Origin of the sequence: Mycobacteroides franklinii (assembly GCF_002013895.1) — a bacterium.
Lineage (GTDB): Bacteria > Actinomycetota > Actinomycetes > Mycobacteriales > Mycobacteriaceae > Mycobacterium > Mycobacterium franklinii.
Map to the genome: position 1 here is coordinate 40,345 of NZ_MAFQ01000012.1, position 14,348 is coordinate 54,692.

Genomic DNA, 14,348 nt, shown 5'->3' on the forward strand with positions numbered 1-14,348 from the left:
GCGAAAGGCATGTGTTCTTTGAGCGCCCACTGAAGATTCGATGGAGAAATCGGCGGGCTACCACAGGCCCAATCAGGGCCATGAACAGCGGTTTCGGTACCCGAATCGCCGCCGGGTGCTATCGGTGCGCCAAGGAAACTCTGAAGTTTCGATGAAGAAGTGCCCCCGAGACGCAGCGACCTTCGACGTGGACGGGTCGGTCAGTGCACCATGGGCACATGCACGGTTCCTCCCACGATGCCGCGGCGGTGCCTGCCCCGGATTATCGGGCCCTGGTGGTCGACGATGAAGTACCGCTTGCCGAGGTAGTCGCAAGCTATCTCAGGCGGGAATCGTTCGAGGTTCACCTCGCCCACGATGGCCGTCGCGCACTCGATCTGGCGCGTGAGGTCGATCCCGATGTGGTGATCCTCGATATCGGCCTGCCGGGCGTGGACGGTATCGAGGTCTGCCGACAGCTTCGCGTTTTCTCCGACGCCTATGTGGTGATGTTGACCGCTCGGGACACCGAGGTGGACACCATCGTCGGACTTTCTGTCGGAGCCGACGACTACGTCACCAAACCCTTCAGCCCGCGGGAGGTCGTAGCCCGGGTGCGCGCCATGCTTAGGCGACCCCGCCGCGTGCCCGCGCCGTCGGACGAATTAGCTCCGGATCTGAGCCCGCCCCGCGTGTTCGGAGCGTTGCGCATCAACGTGGACGGCCGTGAGGTACATATCGGCGAAGCACCAGTCACGCTGACGCGCACCGAGTTTGACGTACTTGCCGCCCTCTCTTCCCGGCCGGGCATCGTGCTGAGCAGAAAGCAACTGCTCGATGCGGTATGGGGCGATACGTGGGTAGGAAACGACAACATCGTCGATGTCCACATCGGGCATCTACGCCAAAAGCTGGGCGACAACCCGGCACTGCCGCGATACGTGGCGACTGTGCGCGGCGTCGGCTATCGCATGGGCTCTGGATCGTGACACGTCCCCAGTACGGCATCGGCCTGCGGCTGCTGGTGGTGAACTCGGTGGTGGTCCTCGCCGGGATCGCCACCACCAGCGTGGTCGCCGCCATCGTGGGGCCCCCGATGTTCCGCCGCCTGATGGATCAGCAGGTAGCGCCCGGCGCCGGGAACGATCACCCCTACGAACGCGCCTTCCGCCATGCCACCGCGATGTCCATCGGGTTCGCCGTCGTGGTGTCGGCCCTGGCCGCACTCACCCTGAGTTGGTATCTGAGTCGACGGGTCCATCGCTCGGCCACTTCGCTGTCACAGGCGGCATCCGCTGTTGCCGACGGGCACTACGACATTCGGGTGCCACCGCCACTGTTGGGCAAGGAGTTCGACGCTGTCGCAGCGGCTTTCAACAAAATGGCACAACGACTCGGCGCCGTGGACGAGGCGCGCCGGCAGATGCTGGCCGACCTGGCGCACGAGATCAGAACCCCGGTCGCGGTGCTTGAGGCGTACATGGAAGCAGTGGAAGACGGTGTGCAGCAACTGGATCAACAGACCGTAGCCACACTGCGGGATCAAACCCGTCGCCTGACGCGGTTCAGTATCGATGTCAATGCTCTCTCGGTGGCCGAGAGCCGTACCACATCGATCGACGCGCGGTTGGTGTCACCCAACGACTTGGTCAACACGACGGTCGCCGCGTTCGTGCCGCGCTACCAGTCAAAGGGAGTTGTCCTGCAGGCCCACGCCGAGGACGCACTACCGGACGTATGGGCCGACCCCGAGCGGATTGGCCAGGTATTGAGCAACCTGCTCGACAATGCCCTGCGCCATACCGGCCCGGGTGGGCACGTCACCGTGACGGCGGTGGCCACCGGCGCCGGTACGACGATCACCGTCTCCGATACCGGCGACGGTGTCCCGGCCGAACATCTGGACAGACTGTTCGATCGTTTCTATCGCGCCGACGCCGCCCGCGATCGACAGCACGGCGGAGCAGGTATCGGGTTGTCGATCGCCAAAGCGCTTGTCGAAGCGCACGATGGGCGCATCGAGGCACACAGCGCGGGACATGGAGCGGGCACCACGTTCACGGTGTACCTGCCCACTGCGGATGATCGCCCCGACAGCACCGCCGGCTAGCGGCCCGGTTGAATCACCGTGGGACGCGTCTTGGTTGCCGGCACCGTTGCCAGCGGCGCCTTGTTATCGGGATCGGGCGCCGAGCTCATGTGCGGATCATTGGAGTGGATGCAGGCCTTGTCGGTCTGCACCGAGCAGGTCACCCGCTGCGCCGACTCACTGCCAGGAGTCTCCCAGACCGCCGGTGCGGCCGCGAGCACACCACACAACGCCAGGGTGGCGACGCAGGAAGGCACGCGCGGCATGCCTCCACGGTACGCAGCCGACTGCCGATAACCGTCGTATATCAACTGCCAGTTGGCTGTGGGTTCCTACAGCGCCGCGGGCAACGCGCCCCGGGCGGTCTCATACGCCGCACCCACCCGGTACAGCCGGTCGTCGGCGAGCGCCGGCGCCATGATCTGCAGCCCGACCGGAAGCCCGTCGTCGGCGGAAAGACCGGAGGGCACCGACATTCCGCAGTGCCCGGCCAGGTTCAGCGGCAGTGTGCACAGGTCGAACTGGTACATGGCCAGCGGGTCATCGACCTTCTCCCCCAACCGGAATGCGGTCGTAGGCGTGGCCGGGGTGACCAGCACATCGACCTGCTCGTAGGCGCGCTCCAGATCACGTTTGATCAGGGTACGTACCTTCTGCGCCCGGCCGTAGTAGGCGTCGTAGTAGCCAGCGGACAGCGCATAGGTGCCGATCATGATGCGCCGCTTGACCTCTGGACCAAAGCCGGCCGCCCGGGTAAGCGCCATGACTTCCTCGGCGCTATGCGTTCCGTCGTCCCCGACCCGCATGCCGTATCGCATCGCGTCGAATCGGGCCAGGTTGGAGGACACCTCCGAGGGCAGGATCAAGTAGTAAGCCGGGAGTGCGTATTCGAAATGCGGACAAGACACCTCGACCACGTCGGCGCCCAGCGCGGTCAGCTGCTCGACGGCGGCATCGAACGACGCCATCACGCCGGGCTGGTACCCGTCGCCGCGCAGCTGCGACACCACACCGACACGGACACCCTTGAGATCACCGGCGGCACCGGCGCGAGCCGCGGCCACAACATCGGGCACCGGCTCGTCGACCGAGGTGGAGTCACGCGGGTCATGGCCCGCGATCACCTGATGCAGCAGCGCGGTATCCAAAACCGTGCGTGCACACGGCCCGCCCTGATCCAGCGAGGAGGCGCAGGCCACCAGCCCATAACGGGAAACGGTGCCGTACGTCGGCTTGACCCCGACCGTCGCGGTCAGCGCCGCGGGCTGGCGGATCGAGCCACCGGTGTCGGTACCGATGGCCAGCGGCGCCTGGAAGGCCGCCAACGCGGCAGCACTACCGCCGCCCGAACCACCCGGCACCCGCTCAACGTCCCAGGGGTTACGGGTGGGGCCGTACGCGGAGTTCTCGGTGGAGGAGCCCATCGCGAACTCGTCCATGTTCGTCTTGCCCAGGATCGGAATCCCAGCCTCGCGCAGCCGGGCGGTCACGGTCGCGTCGTAGGGCGGTACCCAGTTCTCCAGGATCTTCGACCCACACGTGGTCGGCATGTCCCGGGTGGTGAAGACATCCTTGAGTGCCAGCGGAACACCGGCAAGAGCAGAAGCGGGCTGATCACCGCGCGCTATCGCGTCGTCGGTGTCCTTGGCGGCGGCCAGGGCCTGCTCCCCCGCCACATGCAGGAAGGCCCGGTAGGTCTCGTCGGTGCTGGCGATCTGATCCAGATGCGCGCGTGTCACCTCCACGGATGACACCTCGCCGGAATGGATCAACGCGGCCAGTGCGGCGGCGTCCTGCCTAATGAGTTCAGAGGCCGGTCGGCTCATCATTCCTCCCCAAGAATCTGCGGCACCGCGAAACGGCCCTCGGCCACCCGAGGAGCCTGCGCCAGCGCCTCATCAGGAGTAAGGCAATCGGCGATCACGTCAGGCCGTGTGACATTGACCGCATCGAGCGGGGAGCTCGTCGCATCAACCTCGTCCAGCTCATCGGTGGAAACGGCACTGATCTGGCTGACGTGGCCGAGGATCGCGTCGAGTTGCCCGGCGTATCCGTCCAGCTCAGCGTCGGTCAGCGCAAGCCGGGCCAGTCTGGCCAGGTGCGCGACCTCGTCACGGGATATGGCGCTCACGGCTAGACAGCCTAGAGGGCGGCACTGCCTGACCTATGCCACAGTGTTGGACGTGCCGTCATATCTGCTGCGCCTACAGCTCGCCGACCGCCCCGGCAGTCTGGGGTCGGTCGCCGTCGCGCTCGGCACGGTGGGTGCGGACATCTTGTCCCTGGACGTCGTCGAACGCGGTCCGGGCTACGCCATCGACGACCTGGTCATCGACCTTCCGCCGGGCTCCATGCCCGATACATTGATCACCGCCGCCGAGGCGCTGAATGGAGTGCATGTGCATTCCATTCGCCCACACACCGGCCTGCTGGAAGCGCACCGCGAGCTGGAACTGATCGACAGGGTGGCCGCTGCCGGGGCGTCTGCCCGCCTCGAGGTGCTCGCCCACGAGGCCCCCCACGTACTCCGCGCGAATTGGTGCACGGTGGTGCGGCAAGACGGCACCGGCTTCATTCGGGTGGCCGGCAGCGCGGGGGCCCCGGAAACCCAGGCCACCTCCGCCCCCTGGCTACCGCTGAGCCGCGCGCAGGTTCTCGACAGCACCGCAGATTGGGTGCCCCAACTGTGGAAAGACATGGACACCACGTTGGCGGCCGCGCCGCTGGGTTCGGGTGACACCGCGGTGGTGCTGGGCCGTCCCGGCGGACCGGAGTTCCGGCCCTCGGAAGTGGCGCGTCTGGGCTACCTGGCCGGGATCGTCGCAACCTTGGTGCGGTAGCGGTCGGTTCACAGGAACGGCACAGCCAATTCCCTGAATCGCGCGGCACACTCACTGACGTGACTGACATCGACGCGTCCATGAGCCGGACAAGGGAACGACTCATCCTCGCCGCCATTCTGCTGACGATCGCCGTGGTGTACCTCTGGGACATCAGCCAGAACGGGTGGTCCAATGCCTTCTACGCGGCAGCCGTCCAATCGGGCAGCGAGAGCTGGAAGGCATGGTTCTTCGGCAGCTTCGATCCGCAGAACTACGTGACAGTCGACAAGCCGGCCGGCGGTCTGTGGTTGATGGGATTGTCTGCCAGGCTCTTTGGCTTTTCCAGCGCCAGCATGCTCATCCCCCAGGCTGTCCTTGCGATCGCCAGCGCGGCCCTGATCCGCGCGGCGGTGCGGCGGCAGGCGGGTCCAAGCGCGGGCCTGCTCGCGGCGGCCCTGTTCGCTCTCATCCCGGTGGTCTCGGTGATGTTCCGGCACTCCAACCCCGACGCACCGATGGTGTTCGGCATGGTGGTTGCCGCGTACTTCACCACGCGCGCCATCGACTCCGAGCGCTCGCGGAGCGCCGCCGGCTGGCTGGCCCTGGCCGGAGTCGGCATCGGGTTCGCGTTCCTGTGCAAGACCCTCGAAGGTCTGCTGGTAGCTCCCGCGCTACTCCTGGCCTACCTGGTGTCCGCGAAATGGCCTTGGAAGACAACACTTCTGCACATCATCGGCGCCGGCGTCGCCCTGTTGGCCTCGTCGGGATGGTGGATGGCCGCCGTCGCGCTGACCCCAGCGGCCAGTCGCCCGTACGTCGACAACTCCACGGACAACAGTGAGTGGACGCTGGCGGTTGGCTACAACGGCCTGGACCGCCTGCTCGGCGACAACTCCGATGGAATGGGCGGCGGCCGCGGCAGCGGGCCCGGATTCTCGGGCACCCCGGGCATCTTCCGGCTGTTCCAGGACACCCAGGCCGATCACATCGCGTGGCTGCTTCCCACGGCGTTCATCGCGCTGATCCTCGGGCTGATCATCGTCGGCAAGACACCGCAGACGGCGGGCTGGACGGGCCGCCTGCGCGCCATCACCACCAATCCCGCCGGGGCAGGGCTCGTTTTATGGGGCACCTGGATGGTGTCCAACTACGTGATCCTGAGCTACATGGCCAAGCAGTTCCATCCGTACTACACCTCGGCAATGGCTCCGGCCATCGCCGGCTCCCTGGCGATCGGCACGGTGCTGCTGTGGCGGCATCGGTCCGAGCGCATCGGCAAGTTCGGGCTGAGCGCACTCACGCTCAGCGGCACCGTCATGGCCTTCGTCCTCCTGCGGCGCATTCCAGCCTGGCTGCCTTGGCTGCGGTGGGTCCTGCTGATCGGCGGTCTCGTGGTGGCGGTTGTCCTCGCACTCGGTGCACTGGAGCGCAGCGCCCGGCTGCGCTACGCCATCGCCGCTGTGGCGCTCGTGGTTTCACTGGGAGGTTCGTTCGCTTTCACCATCGCCAATGTGACCACCCCGAAGGTGGGCGGGTTGTCCTCGTCGGGACCGGCGATCGCCAAGGACGACAAGTTCGGCGGTCAACCACCCGAGCCGCTAGATCCCGCATTGGCCGCCCAGATCAAGGATTCGGGCGCCCGATGGCCGGTGGCGACCACCAACACCCGCACGGCCGCGCCCATTCAGTTGGAGACCAATGCTCCGGTGATGGCGATCGGCGGATTCTCCGGGCGCGATAACCCGATCACCCTGCAGCAGTTCATCGAATACACCCAGGATGGCGCCGTCCAGTTCTATGCCGAGTCCGTCAAGGACAAAGACAAAGACAAAGACAAGCAGGACAAAGACAAGCAGAAGGAACAACCGCAACAGGGCGACGACACCAAGCGGGTGGCCGACGAGGTTCAGAAGTGGGTCGAGACCCACTTCTCCTCCAAGGATTACGGTGATCTACGAGTGTTCGATCTCTCGATTCCGCCGAAGCCGTAGAGGTCCAGGCGTCGGCGGGCCACCCGTACTACGCGGGCGGCCCGTCGGCCAGCAAGGCCCGGAAACCGTCCTCATCGAGGATGGTCAGCCCTAGCTCGACGGCCTTGTCGTACTTGGACCCCGGCGCGTCACCGACGACCACAAACGCCGTCTTCTTGGACACCGAGCTCGCAGACTTGCCACCCCGGGCGATGATGGCCTCCTTGGCCTCGTCACGGGAAAACCCTGGGAGCGAGCCGGTTACGACGATGGACAGCCCTTCCAGGTTGCGCGGTATCGACTCGTCACGCTCATCGGCAGTCCGCACTCCCGCGGTGCGCCACTTGTCGACGATGGCCCGATGCCAGTCGATGGTGAACCAATCCACCACGGCCGCGGCGATCGTAGCTCCCACGCCCTCGACGGCGGCCAGTTGTTCGACAGACGCACCCTCGATGGCCTCCAGGTCACCAAACTCGGTGGCCAGGGCACGCGCTGCGGTGGGGCCGACATGGCGAATCGAGAGCGCCACCAACACCCGCCACAGTGGCTGTTGTTTCGCCTTGTCCAGGTTGTCCAGTAGCCGACTTCCGTTGGCGGACAACGCCCCGTTCTTGGTCTTGAACAGATCGGTCCGCAGTAGGTCATCGGCGGTAAGGCCGAAGAGATCGCCCTCGTCCTCGATGACGCCGGCCAAAAGCAGCGCGATCGCCGCCTCATAACCGAGAGCCTCGATATCGAACGCGCCACGCCCCGCCACGTGGAAGACCCGCTCACGCAGTTGCGCGGGGCAGCTACGCGAGTTGGGGCAGCGGATGTCCGCGTCACCCTCCTTCTCATGTGCCAGCGTGGTGCCGCATTCGGGACATGTTGTGGGCATGATGAATTCGCGCTCGGACCCATTTCGCAGATCGGCGACAGGTCCCAACACCTCGGGGATGACGTCGCCGGCCTTACGGATCACCACGGTGTCACCGATCAGCACACCCTTGCGTTTGACCTCGGAGGCGTTGTGCAGGGTCGCCAAGGACACCGTGGATCCGGCCACCTTGACCGGGGTCATGTAGGCGAACGGGGTGACCCGTCCGGTGCGGCCCACGCTCACCCGGATGTCGAGCAGCTCGGTCGTTGCCTCTTCGGGCGGGTATTTATAGGCGATGGCCCAGCGGGGCGCGCGCGAGGTACTGCCGAGGCGCCGCTGCAGCGCCACGGTGTCGACCTTGACCACGAGGCCGTCGATCTCGTGTTCCACATCGTGGCGGTGCTCAGCCCAATAGTTGACGCGTTCCTGTACCTGGGCGATACCGCGCACCTTGGTGGTGTGCGTCGAGACGGGTAAGCCCCACTCTCCCAACGCCAAATAGGCATCATGCAGACTCTCCGGCGAGAAACCCTCGGCGCGGCCAAGTCCGTGGCAGATCATCCGTAGCCGTCGCCGGGCGGTGATCGCCGGGTTCTTTTGCCGCAAGCTGCCCGCGGCGCTATTGCGCGGGTTGGCGAACGGCGGTTTGCCCTCCTCGACCAGGGAAGCGTTCAGCACCTCGAAATCTTCCAGCCGGAAGAACACCTCACCGCGCACCTCCAGGAGCGCGGGTATCGGGTATTCCTTTGACTCCGTGAGCCGTTCCGGCACGTCCTCAATGGTCCGGGCGTTCAGCGTGACATCCTCACCGCTGCGCCCATCCCCGCGGGTGGCCCCACGCACCAGCACGCCGTTCTCGTACACCAGCGCGAGCGCCACGCCGTCGATCTTCAGCTCACACAGATACTCCGGCTCTTCTCCTATATCGCCGCGCACCCGGGCATCCCAAGCCACCAGCTCCTCGGAACTGAATGCGTTGTCCAGGCTCAGCATTCGTTCCAGGTGATCGACCGACCTGAATTCGGTGACGAAACCCGCACCACCCACCAGCTGCGTGGGGGAATCCGGTGTACGCAGCTCGGGGTACTGCTCTTCCAGCGCCGTCAGCCGTTGCAGCAGCTCGTCGAACTGGCCGTCCGAAACGACCGGGGCGTCCTTGACGTAGTAACGGAACTGATGGCCACGCACCTCGTCGGCCAGCTCGCCCCATTGGCGCTGGATGTCGGAATCCATACCGGGCAGGCTAACGGACCCACCCGACAGCTCCCGAACCCTACGATGTGCCCATGGGCACACACCCCATTATGTTCACCGAAGACGATCCCGGCCTGGCTGAACTGCGCGAACTGGCGCTCGCATTGCCGGAAGCGGCCGAACAGATCTCGTGGGGCCGACCCGTCTTCAAGGCGGGCAAGATCTTCGCGATGTTCGGCGGCAACGCAAAAGGCGCCACCAAGGGTGAGATGATCGCCTACCCGTACTCGGTGCTGATCAAGGTGGACGATTCCGAACGCACCGCACTCTTACAGGACGAACGCTTCTACTACCCGGCGTACATGGGGCCTTATGGCTGGCTCGGACTGGATTTCACCGCCTCCGAGGTGGACTGGGACGAGGTCGCCGAGCTCCTGGATGCCTCATACCGCTTGATCGCCACCAAACGGCTGATCAAGCTGCTGGATCAGGACGACTGAACCTTTTGACAATCCCCCCGCGCTACCTCAAAATTTGCCTACCACTCACAGAGACAGGCTGGGGCGCACAGTGTCTGTTGCCAATCGATTCTGCAGTGCCCTGGCCGCCGCGGCACTAACCGCCATCGCCGTGGCGCCTTGCGCGCGCGCCGACGGTCCTCTGGTGTTTCCCGGGATGGAGATCATCCAGGGAACCCAGAGCTGCACGCTCGGATACGTCGATCCCGGTGCCCGGATCGGTCTCACCGCAGGCCATTGCGCCATGGATACCGACGGCCCGGTATACGACTCGGCCGGCGAACTCATCGGCGCCCTCGTCATCGCCGGCTCCAACCTGCACGACGGCGACCGGATCGACGGCACCAAGTACGTGATCGACTACGAGGCGATCAAATTCCGTGACGACGTGGCCATCAACGACATACTCCCCAACGGGATTCGACTTGAACGCGGCAGCGGGATCCAGCCGCACACCGGGCTGCCGGTCTGCCGCAACGGCGTCACGACCGGCGAGGCCTGCGGCACCGTCACCACGGTCAACAATGGCTGGTTCGAGATTGACGGGTTACCCGCCGACCATGGCGACTCGGGCAGCGCGGTGTACTCGCTCACCTCGCCAGGGCACGGCGCCATCGTCGGAATCGCACGCGGCATCACTCGCAACATCGAGACCGGCGTGGTCCAGACCACCGCGATTTCCTGGTCGACTGTGCTCAATCAACTGCGGGAAGACCTCGAAAAATCACCCGATGCCACCCCGCCACCTGGGGATTCACCTGCCCCAACCGCACTTCCTGCACCACAGGACGCCCGGTTCGCATAGGCTCGTAGCGACACGGAGAGTCGTGCCGCGTGCTCTCCTCATGCTGGTCGGGCTTTATTGACGGTGAACGTGGCAGACAGAGAGCTACGGCGTGACCAGTGTCGGCGATGAGAGTCGACGAACCGGCCCATGGGGACGGTTGACGGTGTATGCCGCGGCCGTCACCGCACTGATCGGCATTGGCCTTGCCAACCCGGTTGCGGCACATGCGGACCCACTGATCTACCCCGGTATGGAAATCATCCAGCGCCCACCCGGTAAGGAATCACTGAGTTGCACGCTCGGTTTCGTGGATCCCGCCGCGCGCGTCGGTGTCACCGCGGGTCATTGCGGTGGCAACGGTCCGGTGTTCACCAACGACGGCCTCCGCATCGGACAGCTCGCGGTGGCCCAGTCCAACATCCAGCCCGAGGGACCGCTGTCGCGCGACGACTACCGCATCGACTACGAGGGCATCGCCTTCGACGACGGCGTACCGATCAACAATGTGCTGCCCAACGGGCTGCGACTCGGAGTTGATCCGGCGGTCGTGCCCCGGGACGGCCTGCCCGTGTGCCGAGTGGGTATCACCACCGGTGAGGCATGCGGCGCCATCGCCGGATTCGGCAACGGCTGGTTCCTGGTGGACGGCCTGCCCGCCGACCACGGAGACTCCGGTAGCGCCGTGTACACCGTCACCTCCCCGGGCAACGCGGCCATCGTCGGAATCGTCAGCGCGCGCTTCACGGCCAACCAAACCCATCGCGAATCCACTGTGGCGCTGTCCTGGCCCACGGTGCAGCAACAGATCCGGGACGATATCGCGGCCTCACGCCGCCCCGGCGAGGGCAGCGTCGCGAGTCCGGTCGCGATCAACCCGCAGGCACCATCGATGGTCCTGCCCCCCGCGCCCTCAGATGACCGGCCGTCCGGTCCCGCGAGAATTGTTGTCCCCTAACACTCATGCGCCCGTTTTTGTGGATAGCCACCATCGTTGCGGTGCTGTGCGCGCTCCCCGCCGCGTATCCAGCGCCAACGCATGCCGATCCCCCGCTCGTATATCCCGGCATGCTGATCTACCAGGGCTCGCTCAGCTGCACGCTCGGTTACGTCGATCCTGGACTCCGTGTGGGCATCACCGCCGGGCACTGCTTCAACGGCGACGGCATCATCCGCAACGGCGACGGTGCCGCCGTGGGACACAAGGTGCTGGCACATGACAACCGTCCCCCCGAGGGCCCGGTGTACGAGAACGAGTACACGATCGACTACGAGGCCATCTCCATCGATGACGGATTGCCGCTGAACGACGTCCTGGCCAACGGCCAGCGCCTCGAACGCGATGACACGGTCGCTCCCGACGTCGGCATGCCCGTCTGCCGGACCGGTCACACCACGGGCGATGCGTGCGGATCGGTGACACGACTTGGCAACGGCTGGTTCAGGTTTAACGGCCCGGTGATCGGCAAGGGCGATTCCGGCGGCCCGGTCTACACCCACGTCGGCGACCGCACGGTGCTCGTCGGCATCATTCGCGGTTTCATGACGAGCCAGTCCGGCGACGATGTGCAGTCCTGGGCAATGTCGTGGCCGTCGGTGATCAAGCAGCTGCGCGAGGACCGCACGGGCCTGCTGCCCGCCTGAGCGTCGATTATCCGGACCCGTAGGCTCAGGCCATGTCTGACTGGAAAGCCTTCACCGTCGAGATCACCGGGCACATCGCCCAGGTCACCCTCATCGGCCCCGGCAAGGGCAACGCGATGGGACCGGACTTCTGGCGGGAACTGCCGCTGATCTTCACCGAGCTGGATGCCGACCCGGAGGTACGGGCGGTCGTTCTCGCCGCCGCGGGTGCGCATTTCAGCTACGGGTTGGACCTGCCGGCCATGGCAGGCACCTTCATGCCGCTGCTGGCCGAGAAGGCGCTGGCCAAACCGCGTACCGACTTCCTCGACGAGATCCGCCGGCTGCAGGCCTCGGTGACCGCCGTCGCCGAGTGCCGCAAGCCGGTCATCGCCGCGATTCAGGGCTGGTGCATCGGCGGCGGCGTCGACCTCATCGCGGCGGCCGATATCCGGTACGCAAGCTCCGAGGCGAAGTTCAGCGTGCGCGAAGCCAAGGTCGCCATCGTGGCCGATATCGGCTCGCTGCACCGGCTTCCACCGATCATCGGCGACGGCCACCTGCGTGAACTGGCGTTCACCGGCAAGGATATCGACGCCGCCCGGGCCGAGAAGATCGGTCTGGTCAATGACGTTTTCGATACCCCCGAGGCGACCCTGGCGGCCGCACACGCCACCGCCGCCGAGATCGCGGCCAATCCGCCGCTGGTGGTGCAGGGCGTCAAGGACGTCTTGGGCCGCGAGCGCGAGAACATCGTCGCCGACGGCCTGAAGTACGTCTCGACCTGGAACGCCGCGTTCTTGCCGTCGGAGGACCTCCAGGAAGCCATCGGCGCGGTCTTCGAGAAGCGGGAACCCGACTTCAAGGGACGTTAGGGGCGATACCTACCCCAGTGCACGGCATCCTGCAGGGGACGCCCACTGCGCCAGCCGAATCGCTCCAGATCGGGCCGCTCCGCGAACTCGTGCACCGGCCCCACACACAGCCAGGCGATCGGCCGGATATGCGTTGGCGCGCCGATTAATTCGGACAGGAACTGTTCCTCGTAGAAGGACACCCAACCGACACCGATCCCCTCGGCGACCGCCGCAAGCCACAGGTTCTGGATGGCAAGAACCGCCGAGAACAGGCCCACATCGGAGATGGTGTGGCGCCCCAGAATGTGTGGGCCGCCCCGCCCGTGGTCATACGTGACCACCACGCCGGTGCCGCTCTCCCGGATGCCTTCGATTTTGATGGGATCAAAGGTGTTTCGTCGTTCCTCCGGGAGGCTGTCGGCGAACCTTTGGCGGTGATCGGCGACATGCGCCGCGAAGGTGTCCAGCATTTCGGTCTCGCGCACCACCACGAAGTCCCATGGCTGACTATTCCCGACGCTGGGCGCGCGATGGGCGGCCTGCAGCAGCTTCATCAACGTCGCATCGTCGACGACCTGCCCGGTGAACTCGGCCCGCACGTCCCGGCGAGTGGCGATGGCCTGATAGACGTCCATCACAGCGCCTCCGCGTCCGCGTCGATAAGGTCACTGACCTTGCGCGTCAATTCGGTTGCCGTACGCGCCCATTCGAAGTCGGCACCGGCCAAACCACAGCTGGTGCTGATGCCTATCCGATCGCGCAGCACCGCCCGCCCGAAGCCAAGTTTGTCGGCAAGCCCGGCGGTGCGGGTGGCCAGCACCTCGGCCGAAACGGGCACACTCGGCGCACTGGACGGAATCACGCCCAGCACAGCGGCCTTACCGGTGTCCAGCACCGCGGCCAAACCATCGAGCGCCTGCGCGTCGGCCAGATAGGCTGCATCTACCGCAATCCCACGAATATTGGCTCTACCCAACAGTTCCCAGGGAGGCTGGGACGCGCAGCAATGCACCAGCAGCTCACCACCGACCGCCTCGGCGCACTGATCCAACAACGAGGTCGCGGTGGGCACATCGATCGGATGCACCGGTGAGAACATGCTGGTCCCGGACAGCCTGCCCTCCAGAGCGGCAGGCAGAGACGGCTCATCGAGCTGCACCACGACGCGTGCGCCGAGCCGACGAGAAAGGTTGGCTTGATGAATGGCCAAACCCTCGGCCAACGACGCCGCCAGATCACGAACCGCGCCCGGGTCGGTGATGGCACGGTGACCATTGGGCAGTTCGAGCTGTGCCGCCAGAGTCACCGGTCCCGGCGCCTGCACCTTGACGGCGCGGTCGCTGCCGCGATGGCCGCCACGTTCCCACTCCTCCTCGAGCGCGTCCACGTCCTCGTCCAGGAATCCGCGCGCCCGCCTGACCACCGCACCAGGGCGAGCGGTGGTCCGATACCCGGTGGGCACCACATCGATGGCGATATCTACCAACAGCGCGGCGGCCCGACCGATCAGATCAGCACCCACCCCGCGTGCCGGCAGCTCCACGATATGGGCCAGCGGCAGCTCGGCCGTCACAATCTCGGTCGCGGGCCGCACCTGCTGGCCCGGCCAGGACCCGACACCCGTTCCGTTCGCCCATGTAGTCACAGACA

At 65.8% G+C, this 14,348-nt stretch carries 15 protein-coding genes; 9 read left to right on the top strand and 6 right to left on the bottom strand.

From position 1 onward, the window contains the following. The first annotated feature begins 218 nt into the window (after nucleotides 1-218). Both B4393_RS20205 and B4393_RS20210 read left to right on the top strand, forming a co-directional pair. Complete coding sequence (locus tag B4393_RS20205; RefSeq protein ID WP_078282783.1) at nucleotides 219-968, top strand: response regulator transcription factor; 750 nt, start codon at nucleotides 219-221, stop codon at nucleotides 966-968. After that, nucleotides 965-2,089, top strand: coding sequence for a HAMP domain-containing sensor histidine kinase (locus B4393_RS20210; protein ID WP_078335604.1), 1,125 nt, complete (start codon nucleotides 965-967; stop codon nucleotides 2,087-2,089). Before B4393_RS20205 ends, B4393_RS20210 begins: the two co-directional genes overlap by 4 nt. Here the strand turns inward: B4393_RS20210 and B4393_RS20215 are convergent. The 3 genes from B4393_RS20215 to gatC form a co-directional block, all read right to left on the bottom strand. Continuing rightward, nucleotides 2,086-2,289, bottom strand: coding sequence for a hypothetical protein (locus tag B4393_RS20215; protein WP_078335696.1), 204 nt, complete (start codon nucleotides 2,287-2,289; stop codon nucleotides 2,086-2,088). The genes B4393_RS20210 and B4393_RS20215 overlap by 4 nt on opposite strands. A gap of 111 nt (nucleotides 2,290-2,400) precedes the next feature. Then, nucleotides 2,401-3,894 (bottom strand): Asp-tRNA(Asn)/Glu-tRNA(Gln) amidotransferase subunit GatA, encoded by a 1,494-nt coding sequence (gene gatA, locus B4393_RS20220; RefSeq protein ID WP_078335605.1) that lies wholly within the window; start codon nucleotides 3,892-3,894, stop codon nucleotides 2,401-2,403. Further along, nucleotides 3,894-4,199 (bottom strand): Asp-tRNA(Asn)/Glu-tRNA(Gln) amidotransferase subunit GatC, encoded by a 306-nt coding sequence (gene gatC, locus B4393_RS20225; RefSeq protein WP_070938943.1) that lies wholly within the window; start codon nucleotides 4,197-4,199, stop codon nucleotides 3,894-3,896. The genes gatA and gatC overlap by 1 nt, the downstream gene beginning before the upstream one ends. Before the next feature lie 52 nt (nucleotides 4,200-4,251). Between gatC and B4393_RS20230 the strand changes: the two genes are divergently transcribed. Beyond that, nucleotides 4,252-4,908, top strand: a complete 657-nt coding sequence (locus tag B4393_RS20230; protein ID WP_109558532.1) for an ACT domain-containing protein — start codon at nucleotides 4,252-4,254, stop codon at nucleotides 4,906-4,908. Nucleotides 4,909-4,988: 80 nt separating this feature from the next. After that, nucleotides 4,989-6,881 carry an ArnT family glycosyltransferase gene (locus B4393_RS20235; protein WP_078335697.1) on the top strand — a complete coding sequence of 631 codons (1,893 nt, stop codon included), beginning with the start codon at nucleotides 4,989-4,991 and terminating at the stop codon, nucleotides 6,879-6,881. A gap of 28 nt (nucleotides 6,882-6,909) precedes the next feature. On the opposite strand, the gene ligA is transcribed toward B4393_RS20235, so the two are convergent. Continuing rightward, the gene (gene ligA, locus B4393_RS20240; RefSeq protein WP_078335607.1) at nucleotides 6,910-8,955 is read right to left on the bottom strand and encodes an NAD-dependent DNA ligase LigA; all 2,046 of its coding nucleotides are present in this window, start codon (nucleotides 8,953-8,955) and stop codon (nucleotides 6,910-6,912) included. A gap of 53 nt (nucleotides 8,956-9,008) precedes the next feature. Here ligA and B4393_RS20245 point away from each other — a divergent pair, with 53 nt between their 5' ends. The 5 genes from B4393_RS20245 (at nucleotide 9,009) to B4393_RS20265 (ending at nucleotide 12,716) form a co-directional block, all read left to right on the top strand. Then, nucleotides 9,009-9,416, top strand: coding sequence for an MmcQ/YjbR family DNA-binding protein (locus B4393_RS20245; RefSeq protein ID WP_078282788.1), 408 nt, complete (start codon nucleotides 9,009-9,011; stop codon nucleotides 9,414-9,416). A gap of 70 nt (nucleotides 9,417-9,486) precedes the next feature. Beyond that, nucleotides 9,487-10,239, top strand: a complete 753-nt coding sequence (locus tag B4393_RS20250; RefSeq protein WP_078335608.1) for an Rv1815 family serine proteinase — start codon at nucleotides 9,487-9,489, stop codon at nucleotides 10,237-10,239. A 91-nt stretch (nucleotides 10,240-10,330) separates the two neighbouring features. After that, entirely contained in the window at nucleotides 10,331-11,176 is an 846-nt protein-coding gene (locus B4393_RS20255; RefSeq protein ID WP_078335609.1) for an Rv1815 family serine proteinase, read from the top strand. 5 nt (nucleotides 11,177-11,181) lie between these two features. Continuing rightward, nucleotides 11,182-11,862: an Rv1815 family serine proteinase gene (locus B4393_RS20260; RefSeq protein WP_078335610.1), complete on the top strand. Its 681-nt coding sequence runs from the start codon at nucleotides 11,182-11,184 to the stop codon at nucleotides 11,860-11,862. 32 nt (nucleotides 11,863-11,894) lie between these two features. Next, nucleotides 11,895-12,716, top strand: a complete 822-nt coding sequence (locus B4393_RS20265) for a crotonase/enoyl-CoA hydratase family protein (RefSeq protein ID WP_078335611.1) — start codon at nucleotides 11,895-11,897, stop codon at nucleotides 12,714-12,716. Here the strand turns inward: B4393_RS20265 and bluB are convergent. Next, nucleotides 12,713-13,333, bottom strand: coding sequence for a 5,6-dimethylbenzimidazole synthase (gene bluB / locus B4393_RS20270; protein WP_078335612.1), 621 nt, complete (start codon nucleotides 13,331-13,333; stop codon nucleotides 12,713-12,715). The two genes, B4393_RS20265 and bluB, sit on opposite strands and share 4 nt — an antisense overlap. Continuing rightward, a complete protein-coding gene (locus B4393_RS20275; protein ID WP_078335613.1) occupies nucleotides 13,333-14,343 on the bottom strand; it encodes a methionine synthase in 1,011 nt (336 codons plus the stop codon). The genes bluB and B4393_RS20275 overlap by 1 nt, the downstream gene beginning before the upstream one ends. Between the last annotated feature and the right edge of the window lie 5 nt (nucleotides 14,344-14,348).

Coding starts and splice junctions, on each gene's coding strand:
- gatA (WP_078335605.1), bottom strand. CDS start 3,894: ATGAGCCGACCGGCCTCTGAACTCATTAGGCAGGACGCCGCCGCACTG.
- bluB (WP_078335612.1), bottom strand. CDS start 13,333: ATGGACGTCTATCAGGCCATCGCCACTCGCCGGGACGTGCGGGCCGAG.
- B4393_RS20235 (WP_078335697.1), top strand. CDS start 4,989: ATGAGCCGGACAAGGGAACGACTCATCCTCGCCGCCATTCTGCTGACG.
- ligA (WP_078335607.1), bottom strand. CDS start 8,955: ATGGATTCCGACATCCAGCGCCAATGGGGCGAGCTGGCCGACGAGGTG.
- B4393_RS20205 (WP_078282783.1), top strand. CDS start 219: ATGCACGGTTCCTCCCACGATGCCGCGGCGGTGCCTGCCCCGGATTAT.
- B4393_RS20260 (WP_078335610.1), top strand. CDS start 11,182: ATGCGCCCGTTTTTGTGGATAGCCACCATCGTTGCGGTGCTGTGCGCG.
- B4393_RS20265 (WP_078335611.1), top strand. CDS start 11,895: ATGTCTGACTGGAAAGCCTTCACCGTCGAGATCACCGGGCACATCGCC.
- B4393_RS20245 (WP_078282788.1), top strand. CDS start 9,009: ATGGGCACACACCCCATTATGTTCACCGAAGACGATCCCGGCCTGGCT.